The sequence below is a fragment of the Rhizobium ruizarguesonis genome (genome assembly GCF_012349115.1).
Classification (GTDB): domain Bacteria; phylum Pseudomonadota; class Alphaproteobacteria; order Rhizobiales; family Rhizobiaceae; genus Rhizobium; species Rhizobium ruizarguesonis.
Map to the genome: position 1 here is coordinate 191,016 of NZ_PQIG01000100.1, position 18,080 is coordinate 209,095.

Genomic DNA, 18,080 nt, shown 5'->3' on the forward strand with positions numbered 1-18,080 from the left:
CGAGAAGAGGTTTGCCCGCGCTATCGGCGCCTATGGCGATCTTTCCTGTGCGTCTTCTGATTTTCATTGATCCTCCGCCTGGCCCGTGAGTGCAGGTCTTCTCACTGCGGATTCTCGTGGTGCGATTTGCCCCTGAGGCCGCCCTCGCATTTATATGTTCGACACTGACTTGACATTTGTCGAGTCAGTGTCGAATAATGTCATCATTGATATCGGGGCTGGAGATCACCGATGTCGATCGGCTCCCGCCAATCGGTTGCCGGTGCATGTGTGGAGGAGAAGAGGGTGGAGCTTTTGCTGGATGTGGAAGGGCTGAAGAAGTCCTTTGGTGGTGTCGCGGCATTGCGCGACGGCCGCTTTGAACTTCGCGCCGGCTCGGTCCACGCACTTTGCGGCGGTAACGGCGCAGGCAAGTCGACCTTTCTCAAAATCCTCATGGGCATCCATAATCGCGATGCTGGCTCGATCCGCCGTCGTGGCAAGGACGTGGACTTTGCCGGTCCCGCCGACGCGCTCGCCTCCGGCATTGCCATCATCGAGCAGGAGCTGAGTCCGGTTCCGCACATGACGGTGGCGGAAAACATCTATCTCGGCCGCGAGCCCTCGACACGTTTCGGCGGTATCGATTTCCGGACGATGAACCGCTCCGCCCAAGGGCTTCTCGACGATCTCGAATTCGATATCCGCGCCACCCAATACATGATGAACCTCTCCGTTGCGCAGATGCAGCTCGTCGAGATCGCCAAGGCGCTAAGCCACGATGCCGAGGTCATCTTCATGGATGAGCCAACCTCGGCAATCGGTGAGAAAGAGGCTCAGCAGCTCTTCGCGGCCATCCGGCGCCTGAAGGGGCAGGGACGCGGCATCGTCTATGTCTCGCACCGGCTTTCGGAAATCTTCCAGATCGCCGATTCCTATACCGTGTTTCGCGACGGTGCCTATGTCGGCAGCGGAGACCTCAAGCAGATCAGCCGTCCTGATCTCATCCGGATGATCGTTGGCCGGGAGCTGGCCGAGGAATATGTCAAGACCAATACGCCCACATCCGAAACCGGCCTCGAGGTTACGGCGCTGAGTTGCCCGAACAAGATCGAGGACATTTCCTTCTCCGCCCGCAAGGGCGAGATCTTCGGCATCTACGGGCTGATGGGCTCGGGGCGAACCGAGATCTTCAATTGCCTTTTTGGCCTCGAAAAATCCTCCGACGGCAGGATCGTGGTCGACGGTGCCCGCATCTCCGTGTCGAAGCCGGCGGATGCGATGGCAAATGGCCTGGCGCTGGTGACGGAGGATCGCAAGCTCACGGGCCTCAATCTCTCCGACTCCGTTCGTGCCAACATCTGCATGGCAAGCTTACCGGAGATGAGCCCTTCCTTTGCCATGAGCCGCCGTCTCGAGGCCGAGGCCAGCCGTCGGATACAGGCGCAATTTCAGATCAAGGCCGCCCGTGACACCATGCCGGTCTCGGGCCTGTCTGGCGGCAATCAGCAGAAAGTGGTGCTCGGAAAATGGTTTCTGCGCAATCCGAAGGTGCTGCTCCTCGATGAGCCGACACGTGGCGTCGATGTCGGCGCCAAGCGCGAAATCTACCGCATCATCTGTGATTTTGCCGCGGCCGGCGGAACGGTCGTGATGATCTCATCGGAAATCGACGAAGTTCTGGGCATGTCGGACCGTATCATGGTGATGCGCGCCGGCAGGAGCGCGGGAATTTACAGCCGGGAGGAAACGGATGCCCAATCACTCGTCCACTTATCGACCTGATCAGGATCAGGTCATCCGTACGGCGCCAGAGGAGCGAGCAAGAGTGTCAGAGAGCGACGATAGCAATGCCGGCGGCTGGTTCAGTTCGGATCGGCGGCGGCTGTTGATTCAGGAATACGGTATCTTTCTCGCTTTTCTGCTTCTCGTGGTGGTCCTTTCGTTCTCGAACGAGTTCTTCCTGACCGGCGGCAATATTTCCAATGTGCTGCTGCAGACTTCGATCAACGGCGTGCTTGCCATCGGCATGACTTTCGTGATCCTGACGCGCGGCATCGATCTTTCGGTCGGTTCCGTCGTGGCGCTTGCCGGTATTGTCAGCGCCAGCTTCTCGACAACCTCCGCCACGGCGGCGATTGCCGGTGCGCCGTACCCGGTGGCCATCGGACTTGCGGTCGGCATTCTGGTTGGCGTTGCCTGCGGCGCGATATCGGGGGCGATCGTCTCGCGATTTTCCGTTCCGGCCTTCGTCGCCACTCTTGGCATGCTTTCGGCCGCGCGCGGCTTGACGCTGATCTATGGCGGTGGTCGCCCGGTTCCCGCGTTGACGCCGGCCTTCCGGTGGATCGGCACTGGCGACGTCTTCGGCATTCCGGCCCCCGTCATCATTCTCGCTCTCGTTTTCGCGGCTTCGTGGTGGATCCTCAGCCGGACGCGCTTCGGCCGCTACATTTATGCCGTGGGAGGCAATCCGCATGCGGCGAAGACCTCCGGTATCGACATCGGCCGCATCCGTTTCATTGTCTATGTCATTTCCGGCGGTCTTGCCGGTCTTGCCGGCATGTTGCTCAGCGCTCGTACGGGCTCGGCCTTGCCGCAGGCGGGCATTGCCTATGAGCTGGACGCGATTGCGGCGGTCGTCATCGGCGGCACAAGTCTGTCGGGCGGTGTCGGCCGGGTGACGGGCACACTGATCGGTGCGCTCATCATCGGCGTCATGAACAACGGCCTCGATCTGATGGGGATCCAATCCTACTACCAGCAAGTGTTGAAAGGTGCCCTGATCGTCGGCGCCGTGATGCTCGACCAGAAGCGAACTTACGGGGCCTGAGCCCCATCGGAAACCGTGCCGGCCCTTGCCGGCCCGTTGCAGAGGCGAGCCATGCCGGCCGCTAAAACTTAAAGTGGAGGAGATTGAAATGAGAAAGCTTATGATTGCGCTTGCTTCGGCAACTGCCTTACTGGCCTCGTCGGCCGTGGCCCAGGAAAAGATCAAGATCGGGGCAGCCCCTTACGGCCTCAATGCGGAGTTCATGCAGATCTGGGCGGCAGCGATGCAGGAGCACCCGGCCGTCAAGAGCGGCGAGGTCGAGCTGACTGTTTTCGACGGTCGCTATGACGCGCTGGTTCAGCAGGATCAGTTCAAGACGATGGTCACGCAGAAATACAATGCGATCATCTTTGCACCGATCGACGTCGATGCAGGTGCAGCGGCCGTACAGTCGGCGGCGGATGCCGGCATTCCGGTGATCGGTTCGAACACCCGCGTCAATTCCGACCTGCTGACCTCCTATGTCGGTTCCGACGATACCATCTCGGGCTACATGGAAGCCAAGACCGTCCTCGACAAGCTCGGCTGCAAGGGCAATGTCGTCATCCTCGAAGGCCCGGTCGGTCAGTCCGCACAGATCTCGCGCCTGGAAGGCAATAAGAAGGCGCTCGCCGAATGCCCTGACGTGAAGGTCCTCGAAGACCAGACGGCGAACTGGTCACGTGCCGAAGCCCAGACGCTGATGGAGAACTGGCTGACCGCGCATCCGAAACAGATCAACGGCGTGATCGGCCAGAACGACGAGATGGCGCTCGGCGCCATCGAGGCGATCAAGGCTGCGGGCCTCGACGAGAAGAGCTTTGCGATCGCCGGCATCGACGGCATCACCGACGCTCTTCGCGCCGTCAAGGCCGGCGAGATGACGTCGATCCTGCAGGACGCACGTGCTCAGGCTCAGGGCGCTCTCGACCTTGCCATCTTCCATGCCAAGAAGGGCAACTACAAGCCGCAGTCCGATATCTGGGCGACCTACAAGGACATGCCGTGGAACGACGGCAAGGACAAGAATTACAATGTGCCGTGGACGCCGGTGACAGCCGACAACGTCGACAAGCTGCTCGCAACACGTAAATAATCCATTCTGTGGGGCGGGTTCGCCCGCCCCATTTCTCAGACAGGCCGGGAAAAGATCCATGACCGATTCAAAACAGATTGATCTGAATTTTTCGCTGGGCGGCAAGGTCGCCCTGGTAACGGGTGGGGCCTCCGGCATCGGCGATGCCATCGCATCGGCATTTGCCGCCAAAGGCGCGGTCGTCGGCGTGATCGACATCAATGAAACCGTCGCGAAATCCAAGGCCGAGGCCCTCGGAAATGGCGCGAAAGCCTTCGTCTGCGACGTTTCCAACCCGCAATCGGTGGAAGCCGTCATCGCTGCGGCGCAGGCGGCCTTCGCTCATATCGACATCGTCGTCAACAGCGCCGGTGTCGCCATGCTCGCCCCCGCCGAGGATCTCACCCTGGAGGCCTGGGACAGGACCATCGACATCAATCTCAAGGGAACATTCCTCGTCTCTCAGGCGGCCGGCCGGGTCATGCTCAAGGCCGGCAAGGGCGGCAGGATCATCAATATCGCCTCGCAGGCCGGCACGGTCGCCATCGATCAGCACGTGGCTTATTGCGCCTCCAAATTCGGCGTCATCGGCCTTTCCAAGACGCTCGCTGCCGAGTGGGGGAAACACGGCATAACCGTCAATACGATCTCGCCGACAGTGGTTCTGACCGAGCTCGGAAGAAAGGCCTGGGATAACCCGCGCGGAGAGGAGCTGAAGAAGCGCATCCCGATGGGGCGCTTCGCCTATCCCGAGGAGATCGCTGCGGCGGCGGTGTTTCTGGCGTCGAGCGGCGCCGAGATGATCAACGGCGCGGATCTTCTGGTCGATGGCGGCTATACCATTGTCTGACACGCGGAAAACAGGAGGAACCATGCAGCGGTTTATCAACAATCCGGACGAGGTCGTCGAGGATACGGTCAAGGGCTTCGTCAAGGCGCATGCCGATATGGTCAGGCTCGGCAACGGCAATCCGCGCGTTATCGTTGCGCGCCATGCGCCCGTCGCGGGCAAGGTCGGCGTCATCACCGGCGGCGGTTCCGGCCATGAGCCCGCCTTTATCGGCTATACCGGGCGCAACATGCTGGATGCCGTCGCGGTGGGCGAGCTGTTTTCGTCGCCGACGGCCAAGAGTTTTCTCGATGCCGCGCGCGAAGCCAATGGCGGCAACGGCGTCGTCTGCCTTTACGGCAATTATGCCGGTGACAACATGAATGTGAAAATGGCGATCAAGCTCGCCGCCAAGGAAGGCATCACGATCGCGACCGTCGTCGCCAATGACGATGTATGTTCGGCCGGACCGGACGAGCGCGAGAAGCGACGCGGCGTTGCCGGCGAGATATTCATGTGGAAATGCGCGGGCGCCAAAGCTTCGCAAGGGGCGAGCCTCGAGGACGTGCAGGCGACAGCGCAAAGGGCGATCGACAATTGCCGTTCCATCGGCATCGGCCTCGGTCCCTGCACGCTGCCCGCCGTCGGGCATCCCAACTTCCAGATTGCGCCGGGCACGATGGAAGTCGGCATTGGCCATCACGGCGAGCCGGGGGTCCGGGTCGAGCCGCTGAAGCCTGCCGCCGAGGTCGCACGCGAAATGGCCAAGATCGTTCTGAATGACCACGGTCTGACGTCCGGAACCGAAGTGGCCGTCATCGTCTCCGGCCTCGGCGCGACACCTTTGAACGAGCTTTATATCCTTCACGACACGATCGAAACCGAGATTACCGGGCGCGGACTGAAAATCTACAAGACCTATATCGGAAATTACTTCACCTCGTTGGAAATGGTCGGTGCGACGCTGACCGTTATGGCGCTTGACGGCGAGTTGAAGACGCTACTCGACGTCGATGTCCACTGCCCGGCAATGCCTTGATGGGAGACCAAGCGAATGCAGCAATTTGACAACGCCTCCTCAGGCGACATCGTTTTCTCGCTCGCAGATCGGATCATCGAGAACCGCGCTTATCTCAGCGAGATCGACGGCAAGATCGGCGACGGCGATCACGGGGTTAATATGGCCAAGGGATTTGGCATGGCAGCCGAACGGATCAAGGGCGCAGACATGTCGCTCGCAGAAGCTCTCGACACGCTCGGCACGGTGCTGATGACGGAAATCGGCGGGTCGATGGGGCCGCTCTACGGCGTCATGTTCATTCAGTTCGGTGAAACGATCGAAAAGGCTGCGCAGATCGATGCGGGGATGTTCAGCGCAATGCTGCACAATGGTCTTGAAGGCATTCAGGCGATCGGGTCCGCAAAAGTGGGCGACAAGACCCTTCTCGATACGCTCGTGCCCGCCATAGAGGCGTTCGATCTGGCCAATAGCGACGGAAAGTCGTTTGCGGAATCGCTGAATGTTCTCGTCGCAGCGGCGGAGGCCGGCCGGGACAGCACCCGTGATCTGGTGGCGAGGATCGGCCGGGCAAGCAGGCTCGGCGAACGTTCGCTTGGCGTTCTGGATGCCGGCGCCACCTCCTGCGCGCTGATCCTCCAGTCGCTCGCACTTGGCGTCGAGGCAAGGCTTCGGCCATCCGCATGAAAAACAGCGGGTTTTGGTGAGAGCCGTGATCCTCCAGAGCATCACCTTTCCGGCTGCGTTGGTGGCCGGAAATCATTGTGCGGAGAATGTTGAAAACCGGAGACTTTACGCTCATCTTCGCGGGCGATTTGAACATCGCAGGGAAACCAGGAAGCATGACCGTCAAGACATCATCAGCGCGGAAGAACGGTAGCGTGCGAAACAGCGCTGACGATGCGTCGGAACCCATCCCGCTGCGGTTTGGCGATGATCCCTATGTCTGGGCCTGCTGGCTCTATTATGAGGACGGCATGACGCAGGGCGACATTGCCGATACAATGGGGATTTCGCGGGCAACGGTGAACAGCTATCTCGCCGATGCGCGCGCCCGCGGAATCGTCAATATCTCCATCGAGCCGTCGCGCCTGAGTTCGCTGACGATTGCTCAGGAGTTGAAACGGCATTTCGGTTTGCAGGACTGTCTCGTCGTCCCGAGCGACGACAATACCCGTCCGCTCATCGACCGTCTCGGGCGCGCAGGCGCTCAGGCGCTGCAGAGGCTTTTGAAATCCGGTGATAAGCTGGCCGTCGTCTGGGGCCGCACGGTCATGGCGGTCGGTGAACAGACCTCGATAAGCGGCCTGCAGGACGTCACGGTGGTTCAGGCAACCGGCGGAACCAGTGCGACATTCGCCTATACACCCGAACTTTGCGCAGCGGCCTTTGCCGATGCCGTGGACGCGCGGCTGATCAATATCGCAGCTCCGGCGATCGTATCCGCTCCTGATGTCCGCAATATCCTGTTGCGTGAGCCATTGATCGAAAGTCAGTTCGAGGCGCTTTCACACGCCAACAAGGTGATTTTCGGTATCGCCTCCATGCGCCCGAATTCGACCATCCATACCAGCGGATTCTTCGAGTCGGTATCGTTGCAGCAATATCTGGCGAAGGATGCCGCAGGCATCGTCGCCGGACGTTTCATCGACGGGCAGGGCCGCCCGGTCGCAGGCCCGCTGGATGACCGCACGGTCGGAATATCACTCGACATGCTGAAGAAGATCGGTCTGCGGATCGCTGTCGCCGGCGGTTTCGACAAGGTGCCGGCAATCCTCGCAGCCCTTCGCGGCGGCTATGTCAACGTGCTGATCACCGATGCCGCGACGGGCCGCGGCATCCTGCATGCGGACGGTGTGACCGAGGTCGACCAGAAGCTTTTGCAGCGCCCAAGGGTCGAAATTGGTACGCCGCCAGCGACCGGTTTCCGCACTCACATCAAGAAATTTCTGAACAATCCTGACGAGGTCGTCGAGGAAATGCTCTATGGGGCAGTGAAGGCACATGCTGCCTATCTCGAGCCGGTCGACAATTCTCACCGCGCGCTCGTGGCCCGGACGGGACCGCGCGCCGGCAAGGTCGGTCTTGTGATCGGCGGCGGCACGGGACACGAGCCTGCGTTCTTCGGCTATGTCGGGAAGGGTCTTGCCGATGCCGTTGCTGTCGGCAATATCTTCTCCTCGCCGCCTCCCGGCCCGATCCTTCAATGTACCAGGGCGGCGTCCGGCGGAGAGGGTGTGCTTTTCGTCTACGGCAACTATGCCGGCGACGTCATGAATTTCGAGATGGCAGCCGAGATGGCGGCGGAGGAGAACATCGCGGTCCGCACGGTCGTGACCACGGACGACATCGCCTCATCGCCGCTGGAAGACAGGGAGGGCCGACGGGGCGTCGCCGGTAACTTTTTCATCTTCAAGGTCGCCGGAGCAGCCTGCGACCGCGGCCTGTCGCTTGCTGCCTGCGAAACGGCGACGCGCAAGGCCAACGCACGGACATTTACGATGGGCGTTGCATTGGAACCGTGCTCGCTTCCTCAGACCCGTCGCCACAACTTTGAAATTGGTCCCGACGACATCGAGATCGGCATGGGCATCCATGGTGAACCCGGCGTCATTCGCGAAAAGATGATGACTGCCGATGAAATCACCGATCGGGTGATGGATCGCATATTCGCGGAAATGAAGCCGGCATCGGGCGACCGCGTCGCAGTATTGGTCAATTCCTTCGGCGCAACGCCGCTGATGGAGCTCTACATTCTCTTCCGGCGTGTCGAGCAGCGGCTGAGTGCGAAAGGCATCGCCATAGAGGCGAATTGGGTGGGACACTATTGCACCTCGCTCGACATGGTCGGTGCATCCATATCGATCTTGCACCTCGATCAGGAATTGACGGAATTGTTGCATCATCCTTGCGATACCGCGTTTCTGCGGGTCGCGAACTGAAGGTATAAGAGATGCGCCCGGCTGACATGGGCCGCATCCTGCTCGAACTGGGAGGATCATGATGTCGGAAAGCGCTGCGCGCCACCTTAGCAGGATGTTTCATCGCATCTCCGTTGCGATTGCAGCGGAGAAGGACCGTCTCTCGGATCTGGACGGGGCTATCGGCGACGCCGATCATGGAATCACCATGGTGCTCGGCTTCACGGCGGTGAACGGGGAACTCGCGAAACTCGACCTCGACCACATGCTTCCATCAGAGGTGTTCACGTCGGCGGCGACAGCCTTTCTGAATGCCGTCGGTGCATCCACGGGACCGCTTTACGCCACGGCATTTCGCAGGGCCGCCCAGGTCCTGAAAGAGGACGAACACCTTTCAGCTGCCGATCAGGCGGCGATCGTCGAGGCGATGACGGCCGGCATCAGGGAGCGCGGAAAGGGGCAGCGCGGCGACAAGACGATGCTCGATGCCTGGATTCCCGCGACCGAAGCCGCCGTCACTGCACGGGCGCGGGCGGCCGGAAGCCTCGAAATGTGGACCAGCATACTGCAGGCCGCCGAAACCGGCGCGAATTCGACCCGTTCCATGGTTGCCACTCGGGGGAGGGCGGCCCGGCTCGGCGAGAGGTCGCTCGGACACATCGATCCAGGCGCGGCCTCGGCAGTCATAATCCTTCGCGCGATGAAGGAAACCTTCGCCGGCGACACTGTGAAAAAGTAGGATCGGTGACGGAATTTGCATGCAGGATCATCTGCGCGGAGCAAATGCGTCTTCGTTCCCCGGGGGCATCCTCAATTCGTGGCCTTTTCCGCGATGATGCCGCTGCCTTGAAACAGCGTTGCCGACAGATCGGCAATCTCTTCGTGAACGGCCGCGCGCTCGATGCCGGGGGGGGGGCGGTAAAGAGTTCTGCCGCAAAGGCGAGGCCGAGCGCCGTGCCCTCCGGCACAAAGACATAATGTCCAAGGCCGCCGCCGAAGATTTTAAGAGCGCTGCGCCGGAGCCGCGCATGCAGCCATGATGAGCATTCTTCGGCCGGTGCCGCCCTGTCGGCATCACCGACCAGGATGAGGGCGGGCGCTTCGACAGCTTTCAGGCTTTCCTCGCTGAAACCGAGAACGGACCGGCCCGGCGCGCAAACGAGCGCGGCCTTGATTCTGTCGTCTCGGTAGGACTTCGACATGCGGGACCATGAATCGGAAAACACCTCGCTGGTGCGCAGCAATGCCGGAATATGATCGGCAAGGTCGGGAAATTCCCTGGGTCCGCGCGCGCCACTCGGCTTCATCCTGGACGGTTCGAACTGCGAGAACTGGGCGATAGCGCCAAGCAGCAGCATCACGCTATAGGCTCCCGCCGAAAATCCGGCCGCGAACACACGAGTTGTTTCGATATGGCCCGAAAGATCACTCAGCCACGCATCGCTGTGGTCGAGCATGTAGCTTAGATCCGGCGCCCGCTCCCAAAGGCAGGCAAAGCCTTCAGCGCGATAGGGCTCGTTGCCGGTATTGCCATGGTGGTTGACGCCGAGCGCTGCAAATCCGCGATCGACCAGGCGTCGCGCCAGCCATTCCAGCCCGGCCGCGGATCCGCCTGTGCCATGCGACAATAGGACGAGCGGACAGGGCGCGGCCTCCCGCCGGATGGGTGCATCGCGGGCGACGGCCGCTTTCTGGAACCAGCTTCTTTCCGGTATTTCGCTTTCTCGCGCGTCATCGGCAGCGGGATACCAGAGGGACCAACTGATGGGTCTGGGGCCGGTTGCGTCCCAGTTCGACCTTTTCTCGTCGTAGAGGACGCCGTCGCGAAAGCCCAGTTTCATCTCTCGGATGCCTCTCTGAACAATTCCGCGCGGTTCAATTCGTCGCCTTCTCCACGGTGATGTCGCCGAATTCGTCGATCAGCACGGTCCAGCCATCCGGCTCCGCGGCAGGGTCGGTCTTCAGATAGACCGTAGCGAAGAGACCCGGTTCCTTGATGATGCCGTTCGAATTCTCGGGGCGTATATCGGTAACGTAAGGTTTCAGGTCGCTGAACTCCTGCAGCTCGATGGTCGAGGCGATCGCCGGGCCGGTCTCGGTCTGGGCAATCTGCTGCAGATAGACCTTCGAAGTCCTGTCCGGCTGGCGGACGGCAAAGAGCTTGTAGTAGCCGTGGCGCTGAGCGGCCGTTCCTTCGGGGTCGGCAACGCTCTCGGCGCCTCTCGGCGCCCGCTCGACATCAGGTGCATTGCCGTCATCCTCCCAGTAGCCGGTGCTGGTCGCGAAAATCACTGATGCCGGCAGGATGGCATCCTGTGCCGGAGCGGCATCAGCCGCAATGCTCCATCCCGCAAGCAGGAGGCTCGTCATCAATACCCGTCGCATTGCCATCGTCTCAATCCTTGAACTGCTCGGCGAGAATACGGTCGGACCAAGAGCGGTCGGGATCAGAAAGGATGCGTGCCGTCATATGCTCCGACTGGGCGATGCGGACATGCAGCACCGATTTGACCTCGGTATTGTCGGCCACTGCGTTCACCGGCCGCTTCACCGGCTCGAGGACGTCGATATCGACGGTCACCTTGTTTGGAAGAAGTGCGCCCCTCCAGCGCCGTGGTCTAAACGCGCTGACCGGCGTCATGGCGAGCAGTGGCGCCTCGAGCGGCAGGATCGGGCCATGGGCGGAAAGATTATAGGCCGTCGATCCGGCAGGGGTCGCCACCATCAACCCGTCGCAGATCAGTTCCTCCAGGCGAACACGCCCGTCTACCGTGACCCTCAGATTCGCCGCCTGATAGGATTGGCGGAAAAGATAGACCTCGTTGATGGCGAGCGCCGTCGAGTTGGTCCCGTCGGCATTGGCCGTCGTCATTTGCAATGGCCGGAAGACGTTTTCAACGGCTTCGCAGATGCGCTCCTGAAGTCGTTCGCTGCGATAGTCGTTCATCAGGAAGCCGACCGAGCCGCGATTCATGCCGTAGACCAGCTTGCCCGAGTTCATGGTGTTGTGCAGCGTCTGCAGCATGAAACCGTCACCACCGAGCGCGACGATGACGTCGGCTTCGTCAGCCGCTACGTCACCATAGATGCGAATCAACTCCTCGCGCGCGGCAAGCGCCTCCGTCGTTGGTGAGGCTAGAAAGGAAAGCGTCTGAAATGAACGACCCATGCAATGCCCTTTATGATGCTGCCCTAGCTAAAGGATAAAGGCCTTGCGCGACAAGGACGTTTTCTATCGCGAAGCGTTTTGAGCTGCAGCAGACCTGTCCGCGCGGCCGCGGATTTTCCCTTTACAGAATCACAAAATCTGTTAGTTGGGGCAATTATCGCCCTTGTAGCTCAGTTGGTAGAGCACCTGATTTGTAATCAGGGGGTCGCGGGTTCGAACCCTGCCGGGGGCACCATTCTTTTCCGCGCGATACGGCCTGCCAACTCATAGCCTGGGTTCGACGCTGCTTCGCTCAATCTCGCACCGGCAGATCTTTTCAGATAGCACGCATCGCTTGATGAACCGCGCGTGAAGGGCTGCTTCAGCGCCAATTCAGGCGCGCCCGCATATCTTCGCCTCATCATCAATGAGGAAACAGCCATGAAGCTCGCTCATCTCTTTCTCGCCGCAACCATTTCCGTCGGTGCGGCTTTCGCGTCCGTCGCACCGGCCACCGCCATGCCGGCCGAGCGGCCGGCGGTGTCGACGCAGGGCGATGTCGTTCAAATCCGTGATGGCTGGCGAGGTGATCGCGACCGCGACGACCGTGGCTGGCGAGGTGATCGCGACCGTGACGACCGTGGCTGGCGCGATGGGCGCGACTGGCGCCGCTCCGACTGGCGTGATGATCGCCGTCACTGGCGGCGGTGGCGCGCCGAGCGTTGGCAGGAACGCCGTGAGTGGCGTGATCGCGATCGCGGCATGCCGTTCTGGCTCTACCGCAGCTGACGATAACGGCCCGGATCATCCGGGCCGTTACTCATTGAGTGACGGGTTCGTTGACGCTCGCCTCGATCCTGTCGCCATTGCCGGCCTGTCCAGCGCCGGAGGGCGACATCATCGCAATGCTGAGCACGGAGGCGACCATGAAGGCGACGACGGCGATCATTATGCGCATAAGCGTTCAATCCTCGTTCGATTCCGGGATTAACGCATGATCGCCGTCCGCGTTCCTGCCAGTAATTATTGTACCTGTCCCGGCGTCGCCGGGCCGGGCGCCGTCGGCGACAGAGGATCGGGCTGGTGGATGGGGTGCGACGTGTCCACCCAGATGATACTGATGATAATCACGACGAAGACCGCGATGAAGAGGATACCGAAAATCAGCGGTCGAATGGCCATGATAGGGATCGTTCCTTCTTGCTTCTGAGCCGGTTGCGGCAACCGATCATTGCTCGATCATAGTGCTCCGGGGCGTCATTCCAAGGCAAAAGTGGATTTTTCTGGCATCGGAGCCGACTGACTATGGGTTAGCGGCGAACGAGTGAAAGCGGCTTGCCGCCTTCCTCCTTCGATTTGTCGAAATTGCCGTCAGCGCGCATGTCGAAGCCAAGCGACGAACCGTCAATGCTCATCAGCGTCAGCCCGAAACCCTCAATATGCCAGACGGCGAGCTTCAGACTGGCGACGTTGGCAGCGCAGTCCCCCGAAAGGGACAGCGGCGCGTTGCCCTCCGCATCGACACGGCCGTTGAGTGTCACGCCGCAAAGCCTTTCGCCGTTCGGTCTTTGCATCGTCCATATCCCGGCAAGGCTGGCAACGCTCGGCAGGTGATCGACGCCGTCAGGTGCGGCGATCAGCAACAACGGCGCACCATCCTCCGTCTTCATCGGCGAACCTTCGTTCTCGACGAAGCGAGCGAGCACCTTGCGCGTCGCATCGATCAGGATGACGCCGCCATTGCCGTCGAAATTCCAGGAATAGGCTTCGGCGAGTGCCGGCAGCGGCTTGATGCAGGAGGCCTGACCGGAGACCGAATAGCCGCCGATCGCTTCGCCGGTTTCCAGCGTCAACCGGCATCCGCTCGCACCGTCCTCCGGGGCAACGAGATAGGTTCCGGCCTGCGCTTTGAGAATATCGGGGTCGATACCCTGTCCATATGCCAGTCCACAGGCAAGCAGCACCGCTGCCGGAGCCATCAGTCTAGGGATGAAACGGACCATGACAATTACCCTTTGCCGCAGCCAGCCTATACCTTCAAGTGGAGCCGCGCCGCATAAAGCGCGATCGCCGCCGCATTCGAGACGTTGAGCGATTTGATCGCGCCTGGCATGTCGAGACGGGCAAGTGCGTTGACGGTTTCCCGCGTCTTTTGCCGAAGCCCCTTGCCCTCGGAGCCGAGCACCAGCGCCACTTTCTCGCCGGAGAAGGTGCCTTCGAGCGGCGCTGGCCCTTCCGAATCGAGGCCGATGGTGGAGAAACCGAGCTTGTGTAATTCGCCGAGCGCATCGGCGAGATTGGTAACTTGTATATAAGGTATCAGTTCCAGCGCGCCCGAGGCGGACTTGGCGAGCACGCCCGATTCGGTCGGGCTGTGTCGCTGCGTGGCAATGACCGCACCCGCGTTGAAGGCGACCGCCGAGCGCATGATCGCGCCGACATTGTGCGGATCGGTCACCTGGTCGAGGACGAGCAGGAGAGGGCTGTCCTTCAGCGCTTCGAGCCGGCGTACCGGAAGTGGCCGTGTTTCCAACATCACGCCCTGATGGATCGCCTCCGGGCCGAGCACCTTGTCGATCTCCTGCGGCGAAACGATCTCGAAGGGAATGCCGAGCGCCTCGACGTCGACTTCGAGCCGCGCGAGCGCGTTCTGCGTTACGAACAGCTTGATCTTCTTGCGCTCGGGATTGTCGAGCGCCGCGCGCACCGTATGCAGGCCATAGAGATGCACCTGGTCGGGCGCAAGCGCCGGCGGCTTCCAGTCCTCACCGCCGCGCTTTCGCTTCTGCGGTTGAGGTGTCGGAATCTCCCCGCGTTCGCGCTTGGCGTCGCGGTGGGCGCGCCGCAGAGTGGCGTAATGCGTATCCTTGGCGGATGGGTCTGTAGCGGTCTTGCCGCCGGATTTGTCGTCTTTGCTCATGCAGCTTTATAGCCATGGCGCTCGCTGCCGCATAGGCTTTCTTTCATATGCCGGCTTTCGGTGGTGAATGAAATTTTTCGTGTTTTTTCCGTTGTCATCGTGTTGACAGACTGGAATGCTCCGGTCATATACGCGGCGCAGACGACGGGCCGCAACGCTTCGAAGTCTGACGAACTTGGTCTTGCGATCCGGACGAAAAAACTGGAGAGATGCCCGAGTGGTTAAAGGGGACGGACTGTAAATCCGTTGGCTCAGCCTACGTTGGTTCAAATCCAACTCTCTCCACCATTCGTCATCGGATCGGACCACCCGCGCGGGTATAGCTCAATGGTAGAGCAGCAGCCTTCCAAGCTGAATACGCGGGTTCGATTCCCGCTACCCGCTCCAGTTTCCGCTACGCCACTTCATACGACCGCTGCAGCGATCGTCCCGAGATGTCTCCGGCGCTGGCGGAGAAGCTGACGATTGCGGTTATCGGCTGGCAGGGAAGGGCGCTCGACGCCGAACGTCTATGGCGCGTCTCAGGCGGTCGATGCGATTTTCTCTAAGATTTCAGCGATTTTCGAGGGGGCTTTGGCGAATCGCCTTGCAGGCGGCGAATTGTCTCCCATATGCGCTGTCAGGCCAAGTTTGGCGTCTGCAATTAAGTCTTGCGCAATGTCGCCGAAAGCCTTAAACGGCGGCACTAAACCGGTTCGCCGGGGCCACCATTTTCGTTCACAGGAAGCATTCAAATGGGAAAGAGTAAGTTTGAGCGCAACAAGCCGCACGTCAACATTGGCACGATTGGCCACGTTGACCACGGCAAGACGTCTCTGACGGCAGCGATCACGAAGTACTTCGGTGAGTACAAGGCGTACGACCAGATCGACGCGGCTCCGGAAGAAAAGGCGCGTGGCATCACGATTTCGACGGCGCACGTCGAGTATGAGACGCCGGCCCGCCACTACGCCCACGTCGACTGCCCCGGCCACGCCGACTACGTCAAGAACATGATCACCGGTGCTGCCCAGATGGACGGCGCGATCCTGGTGTGCTCGGCTGCTGACGGCCCGATGCCGCAGACGCGCGAACACATCCTGCTGGCCCGCCAGGTCGGCGTTCCGGCGATCGTTGTGTTCCTGAACAAGGTCGACCAGGTTGACGACGCCGAGCTTCTCGAACTGGTCGAGCTCGAAGTTCGCGAACTGCTGTCGTCCTACGACTTCCCGGGCGACGAAATCCCGATCGTCAAGGGTTCGGCGCTTGCTGCTCTTGAAGATTCCGACAAGAAGATCGGCGAAGATTCGATCCGCGAGCTGATGGCTGCTGTCGACGCCTACATCCCGACGCCTGAGCGTCCGATCAACCTGCCGTTCTTGCTGCCGATCGAAGACGTGTTCTCGATCTCGGGCCGCGGTACGGTTGTGACTGGCCGCGTCGAGCGTGGCATCGTCAAGGTTGGCGAAGAAGTCGAGATCGTCGGCATCCGCCCGACGACGAAGACGACGGTGACCGGCGTTGAAATGTTCCGCAAGCTGCTCGATCAGGGCCAGGCTGGCGACAACATCGGTGCGCTGATCCGCGGCGTCACCCGTGACGGCGTTGAGCGTGGCCAGATTCTGTGCAAGCCGGGTTCGGTCAAGCCGCACAAGAAGTTCATGGCAGAAGCCTACATCCTGACGAAGGAAGAGGGTGGCCGTCATACGCCGTTCTTCACCAACTACCGTCCGCAGTTCTATTTCCGCACGACCGACGTGACGGGCATTGTGACGCTGCCGGAAGGCACGGAGATGGTGATGCCAGGCGACAACGTCACGGTATCGGTCGAGCTGATCGTTCCGATCGCGATGGAAGAAAAGCTGCGCTTCGCTATCCGCGAAGGCGGCCGCACCGTCGGCGCCGGTATCGTCGCCTCGATCGTCGAGTAACTTTCGAGTTATCCGCAATTATGAAGACCCCGCTGGAAACAGCGGGGTTTTTCATTTTGATGGCTTCCTGTAGGTTTAACAGGTGTTGTAAAAATATCGTTAAATTGGCCTGTCACAGTATTTTGTTCATCTCACGTTCAGAAACCGGTTTGTGATTGGGCCATTGTAGTCCAGACTCCTTCTTGCAAAGAGGAGAGCCCGGATGATTCCAAAGGCCACATTCGCTGCGACGATATTCGCGATGTATGTTTTCACGATGTTTTTCATCGCTGCAATTCCGCAAGAAGTTGTTCAGTCTGCCGGAGTGCAGATTGGCGAGGTAAGTGTCGTCAAGTGACGACCTTTGCCGAGCATCGCAGGGTTCTGCGATGATCGGAAATGATCGGCCAGGTGCTCCCGGATAGGATGCTCCTGGCGACGCGGGGGTGAACCCTTGCATGACGCTCGCTTGCTCTTCGCGCGGAAGCGTCTATCTATGCCTCCGATTTCATGACGCGGAGGATATTCCATGAAGAGACGTATTCTGTTCACGGGCGGTTCGGGCAAGGCAGGCCGCCATGCTGTGCCGTGGCTCGTCAGTGCCGGCTACGAGGTTCACAACCTCGATCTCGTTCCGCTGGATAGCCCCGGCGTCACCAATCTCATCGCCGACATCACCGATAGCGGTCAGGTGTTCAACGCGCTTTCGATGCATCGCGATTTTCCCGATCTCGATGCGGGCAGGGGCGTGCAGCCCTTCGACGCCGTCGTGCATTTCGCCGCCATCCCGCGCATCCTGATCAAGCCCGATAACGAAACCTTCCGCATCAACACGATGGGCACCTATAATGTCATCGAGGCGGCGGTGAAGCTCGGCATCAGGAAGATTATCGTCGCATCGAGCGAGACGACTTATGGAGTCTGCTTTGCCGAAGGCCATCGCGATTTCCACCAGTTCCCGCTGGAGGAGGATTACGACGTCAATCCGATGGATTCCTACGGCCTTTCGAAGGTGGTCAACGAAAAGACGGCGCGCGCCTTTGCCGAACGTTCGGGCTTCGACATCTATGCGCTGCGCATCGGCAACGTCATCGAGCCTGACGAATACGAGAAGTTCCCGACCTATTTCGCCCATCCCGAGATGCGCAAGCGCATCGCCTGGAGCTATATCGACGCCCGCGACCTCGGGCAGATCTGCCACCTCTGCATCGAGAAGGACGGTCTCGGCTACCAGGTCTTCAATGCCGCCAACGACACCGTCTCGGCCAAAACGCCATCGATGGAGCTTGCGAGGCGATTCTTTCCGAACGTGCCCTTCACCCGCGAGATCGGCGAATATGAGGGCCTGCTCTCCAACCGCAAGATCCGCGAGGTGCTGGGCTTTAAGGAGGAGCACGATTGGCGCAAGTACGTGAAGGCCTGAACGGATCGTGGTTATGCGATTGAATTGAAAGGCCGATCGTTCGCATATCAGGAGAATGGCTTTGAA

General features: G+C 60.4%; 18 protein-coding genes, 3 tRNA genes and 1 pseudogene. 15 read left to right on the forward strand and 7 right to left on the reverse strand.

What is annotated here, in order from left to right:
- Positions 1 to 285: 285 nt before the first annotated feature.
- The 8 genes from C3Y91_RS26965 to dhaL (C3Y91_RS27000) all read left to right on the forward strand — a co-directional run bounded on the left by C3Y91_RS26965 (position 286) and on the right by dhaL (C3Y91_RS27000) (position 9,373).
- Positions 286 to 1,764 carry a sugar ABC transporter ATP-binding protein gene (locus tag C3Y91_RS26965; protein ID WP_024321093.1) on the forward strand — a complete coding sequence of 493 codons (1,479 nt, stop codon included), beginning with the start codon at positions 286 to 288 and terminating at the stop codon, positions 1,762 to 1,764.
- 43 nt (positions 1,765 to 1,807) lie between these two features.
- The gene (locus tag C3Y91_RS26970) at positions 1,808 to 2,812 is read left to right on the forward strand and encodes an ABC transporter permease (RefSeq protein ID WP_024321092.1); all 1,005 of its coding nucleotides are present in this window, start codon (positions 1,808 to 1,810) and stop codon (positions 2,810 to 2,812) included.
- 88 nt (positions 2,813 to 2,900) lie between these two features.
- The gene (locus tag C3Y91_RS26975; protein WP_018494091.1) at positions 2,901 to 3,887 is read left to right on the forward strand and encodes a substrate-binding domain-containing protein; all 987 of its coding nucleotides are present in this window, start codon (positions 2,901 to 2,903) and stop codon (positions 3,885 to 3,887) included.
- A 58-nt stretch (positions 3,888 to 3,945) separates the two neighbouring features.
- Positions 3,946 to 4,716: an SDR family oxidoreductase gene (locus C3Y91_RS26980; protein ID WP_075224171.1), complete on the forward strand. Its 771-nt coding sequence runs from the start codon at positions 3,946 to 3,948 to the stop codon at positions 4,714 to 4,716.
- Positions 4,717 to 4,738: 22 nt separating this feature from the next.
- Entirely contained in the window at positions 4,739 to 5,734 is a 996-nt protein-coding gene (locus C3Y91_RS26985) for a dihydroxyacetone kinase subunit DhaK (RefSeq protein ID WP_024321090.1), read from the forward strand.
- Positions 5,735 to 5,749: 15 nt separating this feature from the next.
- Positions 5,750 to 6,400, forward strand: a complete 651-nt coding sequence (dhaL, locus tag C3Y91_RS26990; protein WP_024321089.1) for a dihydroxyacetone kinase subunit DhaL — start codon at positions 5,750 to 5,752, stop codon at positions 6,398 to 6,400.
- 155 nt (positions 6,401 to 6,555) lie between these two features.
- Positions 6,556 to 8,655, forward strand: coding sequence for a bifunctional sugar-binding transcriptional regulator/dihydroxyacetone kinase subunit DhaK (locus C3Y91_RS26995; protein ID WP_075224246.1), 2,100 nt, complete (start codon positions 6,556 to 6,558; stop codon positions 8,653 to 8,655).
- Positions 8,656 to 8,716: 61 nt separating this feature from the next.
- Positions 8,717 to 9,373, forward strand: a complete 657-nt coding sequence (dhaL, locus tag C3Y91_RS27000) for a dihydroxyacetone kinase subunit DhaL (protein WP_024321088.1) — start codon at positions 8,717 to 8,719, stop codon at positions 9,371 to 9,373.
- Positions 9,374 to 9,444: 71 nt separating this feature from the next.
- On the opposite strand, the pseudogene C3Y91_RS27005 reads toward dhaL (C3Y91_RS27000), so the two are convergent.
- From C3Y91_RS27005 to C3Y91_RS27015, 3 genes and pseudogenes are all read right to left on the reverse strand, one after another.
- Positions 9,445 to 10,475 (reverse strand): annotated as a pseudogene (locus tag C3Y91_RS27005) (alpha/beta hydrolase family protein).
- Positions 10,476 to 10,509: 34 nt separating this feature from the next.
- A complete protein-coding gene (locus C3Y91_RS27010) occupies positions 10,510 to 11,025 on the reverse strand; it encodes a hypothetical protein (RefSeq protein ID WP_024321086.1) in 516 nt (171 codons plus the stop codon).
- Between the two features lie 4 nt (positions 11,026 to 11,029).
- Entirely contained in the window at positions 11,030 to 11,803 is a 774-nt protein-coding gene (locus C3Y91_RS27015) for an NAD kinase (RefSeq protein WP_024321085.1), read from the reverse strand.
- 159 nt (positions 11,804 to 11,962) lie between these two features.
- On the opposite strand from C3Y91_RS27015, the gene C3Y91_RS27020 reads away from it, so the two are divergent.
- Positions 11,963 to 12,038: transfer RNA gene (locus C3Y91_RS27020), tRNA-Thr, on the forward strand.
- Between the two features lie 113 nt (positions 12,039 to 12,151).
- Positions 12,152 to 12,571: a hypothetical protein gene (locus C3Y91_RS27025; protein WP_018069514.1), complete on the forward strand. Its 420-nt coding sequence runs from the start codon at positions 12,152 to 12,154 to the stop codon at positions 12,569 to 12,571.
- 31 nt (positions 12,572 to 12,602) lie between these two features.
- Here C3Y91_RS27025 and C3Y91_RS27030 read toward each other — a convergent pair whose 3' ends face one another.
- The 4 genes from C3Y91_RS27030 to rlmB all read right to left on the reverse strand — a co-directional run bounded on the left by C3Y91_RS27030 (position 12,603) and on the right by rlmB (position 14,702).
- A complete protein-coding gene (locus C3Y91_RS27030) occupies positions 12,603 to 12,740 on the reverse strand; it encodes a hypothetical protein (protein WP_018069515.1) in 138 nt (45 codons plus the stop codon).
- A 65-nt stretch (positions 12,741 to 12,805) separates the two neighbouring features.
- Positions 12,806 to 12,964, reverse strand: a complete 159-nt coding sequence (locus C3Y91_RS27035) for a hypothetical protein (RefSeq protein ID WP_003558513.1) — start codon at positions 12,962 to 12,964, stop codon at positions 12,806 to 12,808.
- A gap of 128 nt (positions 12,965 to 13,092) precedes the next feature.
- Positions 13,093 to 13,785: an AprI/Inh family metalloprotease inhibitor gene (locus C3Y91_RS27040; RefSeq protein ID WP_168576034.1), complete on the reverse strand. Its 693-nt coding sequence runs from the start codon at positions 13,783 to 13,785 to the stop codon at positions 13,093 to 13,095.
- A gap of 26 nt (positions 13,786 to 13,811) precedes the next feature.
- Complete coding sequence (gene rlmB / locus C3Y91_RS27045; protein WP_024321083.1) at positions 13,812 to 14,702, reverse strand: 23S rRNA (guanosine(2251)-2'-O)-methyltransferase RlmB; 891 nt, start codon at positions 14,700 to 14,702, stop codon at positions 13,812 to 13,814.
- Between the two features lie 203 nt (positions 14,703 to 14,905).
- On the opposite strand from rlmB, the gene C3Y91_RS27050 reads away from it, so the two are divergent.
- The 5 genes from C3Y91_RS27050 to C3Y91_RS27065 all read left to right on the forward strand — a co-directional run bounded on the left by C3Y91_RS27050 (position 14,906) and on the right by C3Y91_RS27065 (position 18,014).
- Positions 14,906 to 14,990: transfer RNA gene (locus tag C3Y91_RS27050), tRNA-Tyr, on the forward strand.
- A 25-nt stretch (positions 14,991 to 15,015) separates the two neighbouring features.
- Positions 15,016 to 15,089: transfer RNA gene (locus C3Y91_RS27055), tRNA-Gly, on the forward strand.
- A 347-nt stretch (positions 15,090 to 15,436) separates the two neighbouring features.
- On the forward strand, positions 15,437 to 16,612 hold the full coding sequence (gene tuf, locus C3Y91_RS27060; protein ID WP_024320555.1) for an elongation factor Tu: 1,176 nt from the start codon (positions 15,437 to 15,439) through the stop codon (positions 16,610 to 16,612).
- Between the two features lie 202 nt (positions 16,613 to 16,814).
- Positions 16,815 to 16,949 carry a hypothetical protein gene (locus C3Y91_RS38470; protein ID WP_018068027.1) on the forward strand — a complete coding sequence of 45 codons (135 nt, stop codon included), beginning with the start codon at positions 16,815 to 16,817 and terminating at the stop codon, positions 16,947 to 16,949.
- Between the two features lie 171 nt (positions 16,950 to 17,120).
- Positions 17,121 to 18,014, forward strand: a complete 894-nt coding sequence (locus C3Y91_RS27065) for an NAD-dependent epimerase/dehydratase family protein (protein WP_024323954.1) — start codon at positions 17,121 to 17,123, stop codon at positions 18,012 to 18,014.
- Positions 18,015 to 18,080 lie beyond the last annotated feature (66 nt).

Excerpts from the sequence above, each read along its gene's own strand:
- C3Y91_RS27015 (WP_024321085.1), bottom strand. The coding sequence starts at position 11,803 with ATGGGTCGTTCATTTCAGACGCTTTCCTTTCTAGCCTCACCAACGACG.
- C3Y91_RS26985 (WP_024321090.1), top strand. The coding sequence starts at position 4,739 with ATGCAGCGGTTTATCAACAATCCGGACGAGGTCGTCGAGGATACGGTC.
- C3Y91_RS27030 (WP_018069515.1), bottom strand. The coding sequence starts at position 12,740 with ATGCGCATAATGATCGCCGTCGTCGCCTTCATGGTCGCCTCCGTGCTC.
- C3Y91_RS26980 (WP_075224171.1), top strand. The coding sequence starts at position 3,946 with ATGACCGATTCAAAACAGATTGATCTGAATTTTTCGCTGGGCGGCAAG.
- C3Y91_RS27010 (WP_024321086.1), bottom strand. The coding sequence starts at position 11,025 with ATGGCAATGCGACGGGTATTGATGACGAGCCTCCTGCTTGCGGGATGG.
- tuf (WP_024320555.1), top strand. The coding sequence starts at position 15,437 with ATGGGAAAGAGTAAGTTTGAGCGCAACAAGCCGCACGTCAACATTGGC.
- C3Y91_RS27065 (WP_024323954.1), top strand. The coding sequence starts at position 17,121 with ATGAAGAGACGTATTCTGTTCACGGGCGGTTCGGGCAAGGCAGGCCGC.
- C3Y91_RS38470 (WP_018068027.1), top strand. The coding sequence starts at position 16,815 with ATGATTCCAAAGGCCACATTCGCTGCGACGATATTCGCGATGTATGTT.
- C3Y91_RS27040 (WP_168576034.1), bottom strand. The coding sequence starts at position 13,785 with ATGGTCCGTTTCATCCCTAGACTGATGGCTCCGGCAGCGGTGCTGCTT.
- dhaL (WP_024321089.1), top strand. The coding sequence starts at position 5,750 with ATGCAGCAATTTGACAACGCCTCCTCAGGCGACATCGTTTTCTCGCTC.
- C3Y91_RS26975 (WP_018494091.1), top strand. The coding sequence starts at position 2,901 with ATGAGAAAGCTTATGATTGCGCTTGCTTCGGCAACTGCCTTACTGGCC.
- C3Y91_RS27035 (WP_003558513.1), bottom strand. The coding sequence starts at position 12,964 with ATGGCCATTCGACCGCTGATTTTCGGTATCCTCTTCATCGCGGTCTTC.
- C3Y91_RS26995 (WP_075224246.1), top strand. The coding sequence starts at position 6,556 with ATGACCGTCAAGACATCATCAGCGCGGAAGAACGGTAGCGTGCGAAAC.
- rlmB (WP_024321083.1), bottom strand. The coding sequence starts at position 14,702 with ATGAGCAAAGACGACAAATCCGGCGGCAAGACCGCTACAGACCCATCC.
- dhaL (WP_024321088.1), top strand. The coding sequence starts at position 8,717 with ATGTCGGAAAGCGCTGCGCGCCACCTTAGCAGGATGTTTCATCGCATC.